The 12142-nt window shown below is 59.0% G+C and carries 14 protein-coding genes; 11 read left to right on the top strand and 3 right to left on the bottom strand.

Features of this window, described 5'->3' with window-relative positions; translation table 11 throughout:
- The 10 genes from ACVIIW_RS00070 to ACVIIW_RS00025 all read left to right on the top strand — a co-directional run bounded on the left by ACVIIW_RS00070 (window position 1) and on the right by ACVIIW_RS00025 (window position 8621).
- Window positions 1–324: a TrbC/VirB2 family protein gene (locus tag ACVIIW_RS00070; protein ID WP_456698864.1), complete on the top strand. Its 324-nt coding sequence runs from the start codon at window positions 1–3 to the stop codon at window positions 322–324.
- Entirely contained in the window at window positions 324–587 is a 264-nt protein-coding gene (locus ACVIIW_RS00065) for a VirB3 family type IV secretion system protein (protein WP_456698863.1), read from the top strand. The genes ACVIIW_RS00070 and ACVIIW_RS00065 overlap by 1 nt, the downstream gene beginning before the upstream one ends.
- A gap of 10 nt (window positions 588–597) precedes the next feature.
- Window positions 598–3039: a conjugal transfer protein TrbE gene (gene trbE, locus ACVIIW_RS00060; RefSeq protein WP_456698862.1), complete on the top strand. Its 2442-nt coding sequence runs from the start codon at window positions 598–600 to the stop codon at window positions 3037–3039.
- The gene (gene trbJ, locus ACVIIW_RS00055; protein WP_456698861.1) at window positions 3036–3764 is read left to right on the top strand and encodes a P-type conjugative transfer protein TrbJ; all 729 of its coding nucleotides are present in this window, start codon (window positions 3036–3038) and stop codon (window positions 3762–3764) included. The genes trbE and trbJ overlap by 4 nt, the downstream gene beginning before the upstream one ends.
- The gene (gene trbK-alt, locus ACVIIW_RS00050) at window positions 3764–4132 is read left to right on the top strand and encodes a putative entry exclusion protein TrbK-alt (protein ID WP_456698860.1); all 369 of its coding nucleotides are present in this window, start codon (window positions 3764–3766) and stop codon (window positions 4130–4132) included. Before trbJ ends, trbK-alt begins: the two co-directional genes overlap by 1 nt.
- Complete coding sequence (gene trbL / locus ACVIIW_RS00045) at window positions 4129–5358, top strand: P-type conjugative transfer protein TrbL (protein ID WP_456698859.1); 1230 nt, start codon at window positions 4129–4131, stop codon at window positions 5356–5358. Before trbK-alt ends, trbL begins: the two co-directional genes overlap by 4 nt.
- Window positions 5359–5457: 99 nt before the next feature.
- Window positions 5458–6141: a conjugal transfer protein TrbF gene (trbF, locus tag ACVIIW_RS00040; RefSeq protein ID WP_456698858.1), complete on the top strand. Its 684-nt coding sequence runs from the start codon at window positions 5458–5460 to the stop codon at window positions 6139–6141.
- On the top strand, window positions 6138–7163 hold the full coding sequence (gene trbG / locus ACVIIW_RS00035) for a P-type conjugative transfer protein TrbG (RefSeq protein WP_456698857.1): 1026 nt from the start codon (window positions 6138–6140) through the stop codon (window positions 7161–7163). Before trbF ends, trbG begins: the two co-directional genes overlap by 4 nt.
- Window positions 7160–8371 carry a TrbI/VirB10 family protein gene (locus tag ACVIIW_RS00030; RefSeq protein WP_456698856.1) on the top strand — a complete coding sequence of 404 codons (1212 nt, stop codon included), beginning with the start codon at window positions 7160–7162 and terminating at the stop codon, window positions 8369–8371. Before trbG ends, ACVIIW_RS00030 begins: the two co-directional genes overlap by 4 nt.
- Window positions 8372–8375: 4 nt before the next feature.
- Window positions 8376–8621 carry a DUF2274 domain-containing protein gene (locus ACVIIW_RS00025; protein ID WP_456698855.1) on the top strand — a complete coding sequence of 82 codons (246 nt, stop codon included), beginning with the start codon at window positions 8376–8378 and terminating at the stop codon, window positions 8619–8621.
- Here the strand turns inward: ACVIIW_RS00025 and ACVIIW_RS00020 are convergent.
- The 3 genes from ACVIIW_RS00020 to ACVIIW_RS00010 form a co-directional block, all read right to left on the bottom strand.
- The gene (locus ACVIIW_RS00020; RefSeq protein ID WP_456698854.1) at window positions 8588–9547 is read right to left on the bottom strand and encodes a LysR family transcriptional regulator; all 960 of its coding nucleotides are present in this window, start codon (window positions 9545–9547) and stop codon (window positions 8588–8590) included. The genes ACVIIW_RS00025 and ACVIIW_RS00020 overlap by 34 nt on opposite strands.
- 83 nt (window positions 9548–9630) lie before the next feature.
- On the bottom strand, window positions 9631–10263 hold the full coding sequence (locus ACVIIW_RS00015) for an acyl-homoserine-lactone synthase (protein WP_456698853.1): 633 nt from the start codon (window positions 10261–10263) through the stop codon (window positions 9631–9633).
- An 84-nt stretch (window positions 10264–10347) separates the two neighbouring features.
- The gene (locus ACVIIW_RS00010; protein ID WP_456705045.1) at window positions 10348–11076 is read right to left on the bottom strand and encodes a helix-turn-helix transcriptional regulator; all 729 of its coding nucleotides are present in this window, start codon (window positions 11074–11076) and stop codon (window positions 10348–10350) included.
- 671 nt (window positions 11077–11747) lie between these two features.
- Between ACVIIW_RS00010 and ACVIIW_RS00005 the strand changes: the two genes are divergently transcribed.
- The coding region (locus ACVIIW_RS00005) for an ACT domain-containing protein (protein ID WP_456698852.1) at window positions 11748–12142 on the top strand (395 nt) is incomplete at its 3' end.

The raw sequence follows: 12142 nt of genomic DNA, 5'->3' as shown, positions 1-12142 counted from the left end.
ATGCGTCACCAATTTCGCTTTCTTCGAGGTGCATCGTTGGCCGCCTTCGGCGCGGTGCTTTTGGCGTCGGCGCCGGCGTGGGCGGCTGGCTCGAACATGCCGTGGGAGCAGCCACTCAATCAGATCTTGCAGTCGGTTGAAGGTCCGGTCGCCAAGATCATAGCCGTCATCATCATCGTCGTGACCGGGCTCACGCTCGCGTTTGGGGACTCGTCAGGTGGCTTCCGCAGGCTGATCCAGATCGTGTTCGGTCTGTCAATCGCGTTTGCCGCCTCGAGCTTCTTCCTGTCGTTCTTCTCCTTCGGCGGCGGCGTGGTGATCTGATGGATGAGCAGGTCACAGGCTTTGTCGTGCCCGTTCACCGCGCGCTGACTGAGCCAATCCTGATGGGCGGCGCGCCGCGGTCAGTTGCGATCGTTAACGGCACGCTCGCGGCAGCCCTGGGGCTCGGACTTCGGCTCTGGATTGCGGGTCTTGTCCTCTGGTTCATCGGGCACATGGCCGCTGTCTGGGCCGCCAAGCGCGATCCCGCCTTTGTCGATGTGGTGCGCCGACATCTGCGCATTCCCGCACATCTCAACACCTGAGCCCTCTGTCATGATGAATCTTGCCGAATATCGCCATTCCAACGCGCGCCTTGCCGACTTCCTGCCCTGGGCGGCCCTCATCGACGAGGGAATTATCCTCAACAAGGACGGCTCGTTCCAACGGACGGCGAAATTCCGGGGGCCTGACCTCGACAGCGCGGTATCGGCCGAGCTTGTCGGCGCCGCCGGTCGCCTGAACAACGCCCTGCGCCGTCTGGGATCTGGTTGGGCCGTATTTGTTGAGGCGCAGCGTCATTTTGCTGGAGCTTATCCTCCGAACACCTTTCCGGATGTCGCGTCTGCACTGGTCGACGCCGAGCGCCGAGCTCAATTCGAAGAGGCGGGGGCCCATTATGAGTCCAGCTATTTCCTGACCTTGCTCTATTTGCCCCCGGAAGAGGGGGCTGCCCAAGCAGAGCGACTGCTCTACGAGGGACGCGATCGGACAGTTGGAGCGGACGCGCGCGAGGTGCTGCGCGGGTTTGTCGATCAGACCAACCGCGTGCTGCAGCTCGTTGAAGGGTTCATGCCCGAATGTGCCTGGCTCGATGATCAGGACACGCTGACTTATCTGCACTCGACGATCTCGACCAAGCGTCATCGGGTTCGCGTGCCCGAGATTCCTATGTACATCGATGCGCTGTTGGCCGACCAGCCGCTGACCGGCGGGCTTGAGCCGATGCTGGGTTCTGCCAATCTTCGGGTCCTGACCATTATCGGCTTTCCGGGCGCGACGACCCCGGGAATTCTGGATGATCTGAATCGCCTGCCATTCTCTTATCGTTGGTCGACCCGAGCGATCATGCTCGACAAGACCGATGCCACCAAGCTGCTGACCAAGATTCGTCGGCAGTGGTTTGCCAAGCGAAAATCCATCGGCGCCATCCTGAAAGAGGTCATGACGAACGAGGCGTCGACGCTGCTCGATACCGACGCCCACAACAAGGCGCTTGATGCCGACGCGGCGTTGCAGGAACTGGGGTCTGATCAGATCGGACAGGCCTTTGTCACGGCAACCATTACCGTCTGGGATCGCGATCCCAATGCAGCCGATGAAAAGCTGAGGCTGGTCGAGAAGGTCATTCAGGGTCGCGATTTCACCTGCATGATCGAGACGGTGAACGCCGTCGAGGCCTGGCTTGGCAGCCTGCCGGGGCATGTCTATGCGAACGTGCGGCAGCCACCGGTATCGACCCTCAACCTTGCCCATATGATTCCGATGTCGGCCGTTTGGGCCGGTGAGGCGAGGGACCTCCACTTTAAGGGGCCGCCGCTTCTGTTCGGCAAGACCGAGGGATCAACGCCGTTCCGATTCTCGCTCCACGTCGGTGACGTCGGCCATACCCTTGTGGTGGGACCGACAGGCGCTGGCAAGTCAGTGCTGCTCGCGCTGATGGCGCTACAGTTCAGGCGTTATCCGAACTCTCAGGTCTTTGCGTTTGACTTCGGTGGCTCGATTCGGGCGGCCGCCCTTGCCATGGGCGGTGACTGGCATGATCTCGGTGGCGCATTGTCCGACGGAGGTGAACAACCCGTCGCCCTGCAGCCGCTGGCCTGGATCGATGATCCTTCCGAACGCGGATGGGCTACGGAATGGATCTGCGCAATCCTTGCTCGGGAAAAGGTCGAGATCACCCCGGAGGTCAAGGATCATCTGTGGTCGGCGCTGACATCTCTCGCTTCGGCGCCGAGGGAGGAACGGACCCTCACGGGCCTGTCCGTCCTGCTTCAATTGAACTCCCTGAAGCGCGCCCTGCAACCATACTGCCTGGGCGGACCTTCCGGGCGCTTGCTCGATGCTGAATTCGAGCGTCTCGGCGAGGCGTCGGTCCAGGCCTTTGAGACCGAAGGCTTGACCGGAACGGGTGCTGCGCCGGCCGTGCTGGCGTACCTCTTCCATCGTATTGGTGATCATCTCGATGGCCGGCCCACACTCCTGATTGTCGATGAAGGTTGGCTTGCCCTTGATGACGAGGATTTTGCAGGGCAGCTCCGGGAATGGTTGAAGACGCTTCGGAAGAAGAACGCGTCCGTCATTTTCGCCACACAGTCGCTTTCGGACATTGATGGCTCCGCGATTGCACCGGCTATCATCGAAAGCTGCCCAACGCGATTGTTGCTGCCGAACGAACGGGCGATCGAACCGCAGATCACTGCCATCTACCGCCGCTTCGGCCTCAATGACCGCCAGATCGAACTTCTGAGCCGGGCAACGCCAAAGCGCGACTACTATTGCCAGTCTCGTCGCGGCAGCCGGATGTTCGAACTTGGCCTTGGTGAGGTTGCGCTCGCATTCACCGCAGCTTCTTCCAAAACAGACCAAGCCGCTATCTCGCAACTCATCGCCGAACATGGACCCGACGGCTTCGTGCCTGCCTGGCTCCAGCATCGTGGCGTCGCCTGGGCGACAGACCTGATCCCCAATCTCGTCAATCTGGAGAAATCACTGTGAGACCTCTTGGCCTATTGGCGGCCACGGCCGCCCTCGCGCTGCTGCTTGGCGTTACGCTGCCCGCACGGGCGCTGATCGTCTTCGATCCCACCAACTACGTCCAGAATGTCCTGACGGCCGCGCGGGAGCTCCAGCAGATCAATAATCAGATCACCTCGTTGCAGAACGAGGCACAGATGCTGATCAATCAGGCCAGGAATCTGGCAAGCCTGCCGTATTCGTCGCTGCAGCAACTGCAATCATCGATCCAGCGTACCCAGCAATTACTGTCCCAGGCCCAGCGCATTGCCTACGACGTGCAGCAGATCGATCATGCCTTCTCGACGAGCTACGCGCCGGCGACCAGCAGCCAGTCGAACCAGTTGCTGATCTCCAACGCTCAATCGCGATGGCAAAATTCCTATGCCGCGACACAAGACGCACTTCGTGTCCAGGCCGGCATCGTTGGCAACCTCGACACCAATCGCATCCAGACGTCTGCCCTCGTAACTTCGAGCCAGAGTGCCAGTGGCGCGTTGCAGGCTACTCAGGCGGGCAACCAGATCCTCGCGCTTCAAGCGCAACAACTTGCCGATCTCACAGCGGCCGCGGCGGCGCAGGGCAGGGCGCAGAGCCTCGAAGCGGCTCAGCGCGCCTCGGCGCAGGATCAGGGGCGAGAGCAGCTCAGGCGTTTCCTGACACCAGGACAGGGCTATCAATCCTCCAATGTGCAGATGTTCCACTGATGACCGACGTAAGAGCATTCAAGGCGCTGTCGCTGCTTACGACAATCGGCCTGGTGGCCGTCGCGGCCTGCACGATTCAGCTGCGTGGCCGAGACGAAGCTGGATCGGCGCCGAAGGCTGAACAGAGGACCGATGCAGCCAACGCCGACCTCGTACACTGCCGCGGCGTCACTCCGGAGGAGACGGCAGACTATCGCCACTGCCAACAGATCTGGGCCGAAAACCGCCGCCGCTTCCTTGGCAGGAAAGACGGCGGCGTAGCTCCCGGCCACGATGACCCAACCAGCTCGATACCTGCCCAAAAGGATCAAAGCCGGATCCCGCAGGGATGTCCGAACCTGGCGACACCCGAGGCGAACAAGCCATGACTGGTACGGGAATCATCGACCAATTCCTGGAAACGTTCACGCGCTATATCGACAACGGCTTCGGGTTGCTCGGTAGCGACGTCGGGTATCTCGCAGCGACCCTTGCCGCGATCGACATCACACTTGCAGCTTTGTTCTGGAGTTGGGGGCCGGACGAAGACATCATCGCGCGCCTCGTCAAGAAGACGCTCTTTGTAGGCGTCTTTGCCTATCTCATCGGCAATTGGAACACGCTGGCACGCATCGTTTTCGAGAGCTTTGCGAGTCTTGGACTGAAAGCATCGGGCACAAGCCTCTCCGCTTCAGATTTCCTGCGACCGGGAAAGATCGCTCAAGTCGGACTCGACGCCGGCCGACCATTGCTCGACTCGATCTCCAACCTGATGGGCTACATCAGCTTCTTCGAGAATTTCGTCCAGATCGTCGTTCTTCTGTTCGCCTGGGTCGTGGTGTTGCTCGCCTTCTTCATTCTGGCGATCCAGCTCTTTGTCACCCTGATCGAGTTCAAGCTCACGACGCTGGCCGGCTTCGTACTCATTCCCTTCGGCTTGTTCGGCAAGACTGCTTTCGCGGCCGAGCGGGTCCTGGGCAACGTCATATCATCCGGCGTCAAGGTCCTGGTCCTGGCTGTCATCGTTGGCATTGGCTCGACCCTATTCTCGCAGTTCACCGCTGGCTTTGGTGGCGGTCAGCCGACCATTGAAGACGCGATGACGCTGGTGCTGGCGGCGCTCTCCTTACTAGGGCTTGGCATCTTTGGTCCGGGTATCGCAAACGGCCTTGTGTCAGGCGGACCGCAACTCGGCGGCGGCGCCGCAATTGGAACAGGCCTTGCTGCCGGCGGCATTGTTGCGGCGGGCACGGGTCTTGCCGCCGGCGGTGCTGGTCTCGCCGGCGGAGCGATTGCAAGCGCCGCGCGCGGTGGCGGCGCTGTCTTCAGCGGAGCATCCGCGGCTTTTCGAAGCGGCGGCCTTGCTGGCGTTACGGAGGCAGGCGCTTCCGCTGCAATGAGCCCGTTGCGTCGTGCAGCGGCTGCGCTGGGTGGAGGTGGAGAAACCGGCGCGCAGGGCGCGAGCACTTCGGCCGAAGGGCAGCCCGATTGGGCGCGGCGCATGAAGCGTGCCGAGACTGTTCGGCACGGTGCGTCGGCAGTCAGCCACGCAGTCCGCTCAGGTGACCATGGTGGCGGCGGCTCTTCCGTCGATTTGTCTGAAGGAGAGCGCTGACACTCAGTCACTGCGCCTTCGCGACTCGCTGCGCGGGTGACTGAAACGCATACACCACACCACTCGAAACCGATTACTTGATCTCAGGGGCAACCATCGATGTTCAAACGACCTTCCGTTCACTACGGGCGCATGCCCGAGCCGATCACGCCGTACCAAAAGGCAGCGCAGGTTTGGGACGAGCGCATTGGATCTGCCCGCGTGCAGGCCAAGAACTGGCGCTTGATGGCGTTCGGCTGCTTGATGTTATCAGCCGGTCTCGCAGGTAGCCTTGTTTGGCAATCGAGCCAAGGCTCGATCACGCCTTGGGTGGTCGAAGTCGACCATCTCGGCCAAGCTCAAAGGGTTGCGCCGGCCAACATCGACTATCAACCCAACGACGCTCAGATCGCCTACCATCTGGCGCGCTTTATCGAGGACGTCAGAGGCCTACCGGCCGACGGCATCGTTCTGCGCCAAAACTGGCTCCGGGCCTATGATTTTACGACCGATCGTGGCGCCGCCGCGCTAAACGACTATGCGCGCACCAATGACCCCTTTGCCAAGTTGGGCAAGGCCCAGGTCTCCGTCGAGGTCTCGAGCGTCATTCGCGCGTCGTCGGAGAGCTTTCGCGTCGCGTGGACCCAGCGCGTCTACGACAACGGCTCGTTGAGTTCGACTGAGCGCTGGACTGCAATTCTCTCGATCGTGATCGAGACGCCGCGCGATGCCGAGCGCCTGCGCAAAAACCCCCTTGGCGTCTATGTCCGCGCCATCAACTGGTCAAAGGAGTTGAGTCAGTGACCAAGACGCCGCATGACGTTCGTTCGAACCGCCCCATCCCGCACAATTCGGCACTGCCGGAACTCGTGGCCGCGAAACGAGCAATTCTGTTTGCGCTCCTGGTCGGTTCCTCGGCGCTCGGTGGGTGCGCGACCTACATTCCCCCGGAGATCAGCTACGATGCGGAAGTGCCTCCGTTGCCGGCAGCTCCCGCGCCTCTCGACGACAGATTGCGACCGCTTCACGTTCCACCGCTCTGGAAGCCGGTTCTCGGCGGCAAGTCGGGAGGAAAAGAAGACGCTGAACCGGTGAGCCGGGTTGAGACGGCAAATAGCGCCGCCCGCGTCGAACCGCGCAAGCGGGGGTATTTCAACGCGGCGCAAATCTACGCCTACAGTCCCGGGGCGCTCTATCAGATTTACGCCGCGCCGGGGCAGATCACGGATATCGCGCTCGAAGAGGGAGAACAGTTGACGGGATCTGGGCCAATCGCGGCCGGAGATACCGTACGCTGGGTCGTAGGAGATACCGAGAGCGGGAACGGCGACACGCGACGCGTCCACATCCTGGTCAAGCCGACCCGCGCGTCAATCGAGACCAACCTGGTCGTCAATACCGATCGGCGCACCTATTTGATCGAGCTCCGCTCCCGCGAGCGGCCATATATGCCATCCGTTGCTTGGTACTATCCGGAAGCGGTCCGCGAACGATCTCGTTCGCTCGCTCTGAAGCCCGTTCTTCCGGACCCGGCGCAGCGCATCTCTCGCTATGCCTTCGAAGGGGACAGTCCTCCTTGGCGGCCGCTCGCCGCATATGACGATGGCCGCAAGGTCTACGTCGAGTTCCCGCAGGGCATTGTGCAGGGAGAGATGCCTCCGCTCTTTGTGATTGGCCCTGACGGCAAAACCGAACTCGTCAATTACCGCGCCTACGGCAACGTTCTGATCGTGGATCGGCTCTTCGCGGCCGCCGAACTCCGGCTCGGCGGTGAGCACCAGCAGAAGGTCAGGATCGTCAGGACCGATGGGAGGCCGTCATCATGAATCCGCCGAACGAGAACGATCAGGTTCAAGTCGCTCCGCCGCAAACGCAAACGGAACAGTCAGGGAGCTTTCGCTTGAGAGCAGAGCATCCGCCTGTGACACGGTTGTCGCGAAAGATCCTGGCCGGCGGGAGCGCGGTTGCTTTGCTCGTCATCGGCAGCGCGGTGCTATGGTCGTTGCAAAACAATCGCTCCCGCAATCAGGCGGCCGACGAGCTTTACAGTACCGACCATCACAATGTTGCCGATGGCATTACGATACTGCCGAAGGACTATGCTGGCGTTCCGCGCCAGGTAGTTCCGCAACTAGGTCCGCCGCTTCCCGGCGATCTCGGTCGACCGATCCTTGCCGCTCAAGGTTTGTCGCCGACAAGTGGCGCTGATCCCGACAAGCAGCGCCAGGATCAAGAGACCGAAGCAGCCCGCATCAGTCATCTGTTCGCATCGACAAATGGGCAAGAAATGCGTCCGTCCGTCGCTGCGGCGGTTGGAAGTGACCGCGTCGTGCCGGCGAGCGCAACGAGCACGGGTGATGATGGATCTGCGCAGAACGGCCAGGACCGCAAGCTTGCCTTTGTCAACGCCTCTGTGGACCGCCGCACGGTAAGCCCCGACCGTGTGACCAGACCCGCCTCACCCTACATCGTGCAGGCTGGGACGGTGATTCCGGGTGCGCTGATCACTGGGATCCGATCGGACCTGCCAGGCCAAATTACCGCGCAGATCACCGAGAATGTTTTCGACACACCGACCGGCCGCTTTCTGCTTGTGCCTCAGGGTGCGCGCCTGATCGGTATCTACGATAGCCAGGTCACTTTCGGCCAGTCCCGTGTTCTGCTCGTTTGGACCCGGCTGATCATGCCGAATGGACGTTCAATCGTTCTCGAGCGGCAGCCTGGCGCCGACACCGCGGGATATGCAGGTCTCGAAGATCAGGTCGACAATCACTGGGGCGAACTGTTCAAGGCTGCTGCGCTGTCGACGTTTCTGGCGGTCGGGACCGAGCTAGGGGCTGGCTCGGACACCAATGGCAACGACAGCGCCATCATCCAGGCATTGCGGCACGGGGCCTCGGATTCTCTGAATCAAACAGGACAGCAGGTGGTTCGGCGCAGTCTCAACATCCAGCCTACTCTCACCGTACGACCTGGTTTCCCAGTGCGTGTCATTGTCAATCGCGATCTCGTACTCGTGCCATACAGAGGGTAACGGCATGCCCAAGCTGAAAATTGCAACACTGCCCGACGACAAGCCGGTCAAGGTCGCCGCTGAACTTCCGGCATCAGTGCATCGGGATCTCGTCGCCTACGCAGAGGCCTTGGCGCGTGAAAGCGGGCAGCGCATCGATCCGACGAAACTGATCGCACCGATGCTGACGCGCTTTATGGCCACGGACCGAGGATTTGCAAAGGCAAGGCGAGCCGGTCATACCCCGAGAGCCGGCGGCGGTGAAGGATAGCGTTCCGCTAGGAGGTTGAGGAAGCGCCTCAAAGCGGGATTCTCGTTGTCATCGCGCCAGTGCGCGAAGAAGTCCAACCGGCTTGGTCCCGTCTCGTCTTGTAGTTCTCGGTACACCAAGCCAGCAAAGCTCGCACCAATATCCGATTCCATCACGAGACTGAGCCCCATCCCCATACTTATCAGGCTCTTGATGATGCCTCGACTAACATCGTGTCGCTCGATCTTGGGGCGGTCTTCAGGCAAAGCGAACTTCGAGATCAGGAGATCCTCAAGCTCTCTTCCAGGATCATACTGACTCAAGAGAATCGTTTCGTTGCGCAGATCGGTCCAGTAGACGATTTCGTGCGCCGCCAAGCTATGCCCCTGAGGCAACGAGATCATGATCCGCTCACTCCAAAGCGGCAATGCTTTGGCGTCCTTCGATACCAAGCGACCCGGCGAAACAACCACATCGACTGTTCCAATACGAAGGGCCGTCATCAGCCGAACGCGAGAGCGTTCCATCGTTGCCAGTTCGATCTGGGGAAGCCGCTTATTGAACTCCCCAAGGGTTGCTCGCAAATTCCCGGTCGAAATAGATGTGCAGAAGCCCATCGCGAGGTGACCCGATTCACCGCGACCGCCAGATTGTCCTACATCGACAAGTGTGTCGACTTGTTCTAGAATCAACCGTGCAATTCGTAGAACGGCTCGGCCAGCGAGCGTAGGTTTGATTCCCCCGCTTGAGCGCTCAAATAGTGAGGCCCCAACCAAATACTCGAGTTGACCTATAGACCGGCTGAACACGGTATGCTTGATCGAAAGTGCTTCTGCGGCGCGTCGAAAGCTGCCGTAGTCGCAAGCAATAACAGCTAATCGAAGCTGTTGCAGATCGATGGCTCTCGCTGCGTGCTTCCGATCGTTCCTGATCTCAATTTCCGTCATTTCGGGGCTCTGTAGAAGCCGTGTGACAGGGTGTCCCCACGCTAGGCGGGGACATGTCTCTCATTTGGCTGGCATGAATCATTCTAGGCGGCTGCGAAGATAACTGGTGTCCAAAGAACTGGTGTCGAAAGACCGCCGGCCTTACGAAGGTTAGCCAGAATCTCATTCGAAATCGCAAGGTAACCCGCCACGGCCAAGGTGCTGCCGATTCTGGACGCATTGCCAATGCGTCGCAGCGGCCAACCCGCGCGTCGAAGGATTCTTTCCATTCGAACATCCGTGACAGTGACGATATCTGTGAGTTGTCGTGACAGCCCGAACTCGACCATTCCAGCAAACAGTTCGTAAGCGGCACGAGTTATGCCGTGATCTCCCTTCGGAGCGTCACTAGTAACGTCGATCGCGAACCTGCTGCTTTCCCAAACTAGTGGCGTTGAGGGAGCAGGATGGCCTTCAAGAAGCACAGAAAAAGTATCGCGAAGCATCGTCGGCCCAATCGAAGGCACAAGACGAACGGAGCCTCGCACAACCCCGCTTTCAGAAACCTGCGTCAGGTAGATTGGATGCAGTGCGTCAAAATCATCGATCTCCATGTCGCCGCTGGTTTGAACGTCCCAAGCCATCCGGAGTTTGAAAACACGGTGGCGCATCCGGTACATTTCAATGAGCGTCTTGGAAAAATCGCCATATGAGGATGGCGTGATCATCTGAATCATGGTTCCTCCAAAGTGTGTTTATGCACACCCTTTGGAGCGGGAATTTGTCTGGTGCATCACCTGTAGTTGCAGGGGGCTGTCGCCCTAATTTCGCTCTTCTTTGTTCGCAGCGGCCAAGCGCGTCACCGCTTGCATGACCGTCCGAACGCCCAGCTTTTGCTTTGCGTTATCCAGGTAGTCTGCGACCGTATTGCGCGAGATACCGAGGATGCATCCAATCTCCCACGCGCTTTTTCCTTGTGAAGCCCATTCCAGGCATTCGAACTCGCGCGGTGATAAAGTGACCCCCGCAACCTTACGTTCCCTCACAAATCTGCGTCTAATATGGGCATGGAAGTACATCGCCATAAGTTGGAGCACGCACTCATGTTTTTGGATGTAACGTTCAAACTGCGGGCCCTTTCGTTCGTCCACGAAGGTCATTGCTGCGACCGGCTCGCGATCCGCATGTAGCGGGACAGTAAACCCAAATCGGATGCCAAATTCCGACGCTTCAGCGAGCAGCCTCCGCTGGATCAAAGAACCCGAGTTGGTTGACAGATCAGCGCCCCACCGAAATGGCGCCGGATCTCGAACTGCTTTTTTGACAACCGGGTCAATGCGCTCGTAATGATTTTTCAAATAATGAGCAACCCAACTCCTAGGATAGGTCGAAATTACTAGCGGTTGAGTGTCCGATCCATGCGCCAAAGCGATATATGCAAAGCAAGGTAGATCAAGAGCTGTCACCGTTGTTGACATCGCTTGCGTGAATTCTTCAACTCCTCCGGCTTTGGAGAGAAGATCAACGTACCTCTGAAAAACACGGTGCATGCCGGAGTTCTTCATTTTCTTGATCGTAGAGGAATCAAAGAACGATTGCGGTGTAGCGGCCTGTGAGGGCCGCGTATGTTTATCAACTGAAACCGCTTTTCATTCATGGTTCATATTGGAGATGGTCGTCGGATCGACTCTGCAAATCGTGAAAGCTGAACAGTCCGGGCGCCGTCAGGTTAGAGCATTTTTCAAAATTTGGGAGCTCATCTTAGTCGTGTTCGGGTAACGCGAAAACTAGCTTGTCGGATATTGCGGATCGATATGTCTGTTATCGCAAGCAGTGTGGTTCAGAGGTTCAATTATTTCGCGCAAACTGGATCAGTCAATTCCTCCCAAACTGGCCGCTCCCAATATTGGGAGCGGCGTGTTTTTGCCAGCTCGCGTTGTTCGGCGCTCTCCGATGATGCCACCTGATTAGGAACTCCGGATAGTAGGTGATTACGGCAGTGCAATCGAGTCAGCGCCGTATTTGGCCCAGCAACGCGCAAGCTGGATGCGTCGGGTCTCACTTTTCGTGCCGTGGCGATTCCTTGTCGTCGTAGTCGCCTCGCGGCGGATATAGAAATTCAAGATATTTGGTATGTCACGCGCAATCTGTACTTCGTCCCGTCTCGGCGGCAGTACATCCGCACAATGGCGGTTGAGATAGGTGCAGAGGCGTGGCTTGCATGACTACTTCATATGTATTTACCGCCAGTTGCGCGGACAGGCCGGGTATTGTTTCAGGTATCTCCGCGGCGATCTTCGAGTCAGGATATAATATCCTCGACGCGCAACAATTCGACGATCAGGAAGCAAGTCGCTTTTTCGTTCGCATCGAGTTCGATGCGATCAGGGACAATTGCTCCCTAAGCGAGGTGCGAGAGCAGTTCGGGCGGATTGCAGCAAAATTCGAGATGACGTGGAACTTGAGATCAATCGCTGATCGCCGTCGCGTGATGCTGATGGCTTCACGTTTTGATCACTGTCTCGAAGACTTGCTCTACCGGTGGAGAACCGGCGAACTGGAAATGGATATTGCAGCGGTTGTTTCGAACCATCCTCGCGACGTCTACCCGCACCT

Source organism: Bradyrhizobium sp. USDA 4449, assembly GCF_054056275.1.
The sequence above is the reverse complement of the archived record's forward strand: the minus strand, read 5'-3'. Positions and strand labels throughout refer to the sequence as shown.

What these genes read in the sequence shown, in the direction of transcription:
- trbE (WP_456698862.1), top strand. Translation starts at nt 598, where the DNA reads ATGATGAATCTTGCCGAATATCGCCATTCCAACGCGCGCCTTGCCGAC.
- ACVIIW_RS00030 (WP_456698856.1), top strand. Translation starts at nt 7,160, where the DNA reads ATGAATCCGCCGAACGAGAACGATCAGGTTCAAGTCGCTCCGCCGCAA.
- ACVIIW_RS00020 (WP_456698854.1), bottom strand. Translation starts at nt 9,547, where the DNA reads ATGACGGAAATTGAGATCAGGAACGATCGGAAGCACGCAGCGAGAGCC.
- ACVIIW_RS00015 (WP_456698853.1), bottom strand. Translation starts at nt 10,263, where the DNA reads ATGATTCAGATGATCACGCCATCCTCATATGGCGATTTTTCCAAGACG.
- ACVIIW_RS00025 (WP_456698855.1), top strand. Translation starts at nt 8,376, where the DNA reads ATGCCCAAGCTGAAAATTGCAACACTGCCCGACGACAAGCCGGTCAAG.
- ACVIIW_RS00010 (WP_456705045.1), bottom strand. Translation starts at nt 11,076, where the DNA reads ATGCACCGTGTTTTTCAGAGGTACGTTGATCTTCTCTCCAAAGCCGGA.
- trbL (WP_456698859.1), top strand. Translation starts at nt 4,129, where the DNA reads ATGACTGGTACGGGAATCATCGACCAATTCCTGGAAACGTTCACGCGC.
- trbF (WP_456698858.1), top strand. Translation starts at nt 5,458, where the DNA reads ATGTTCAAACGACCTTCCGTTCACTACGGGCGCATGCCCGAGCCGATC.
- ACVIIW_RS00070 (WP_456698864.1), top strand. Translation starts at nt 1, where the DNA reads ATGCGTCACCAATTTCGCTTTCTTCGAGGTGCATCGTTGGCCGCCTTC.
- trbK-alt (WP_456698860.1), top strand. Translation starts at nt 3,764, where the DNA reads ATGACCGACGTAAGAGCATTCAAGGCGCTGTCGCTGCTTACGACAATC.
- ACVIIW_RS00065 (WP_456698863.1), top strand. Translation starts at nt 324, where the DNA reads ATGGATGAGCAGGTCACAGGCTTTGTCGTGCCCGTTCACCGCGCGCTG.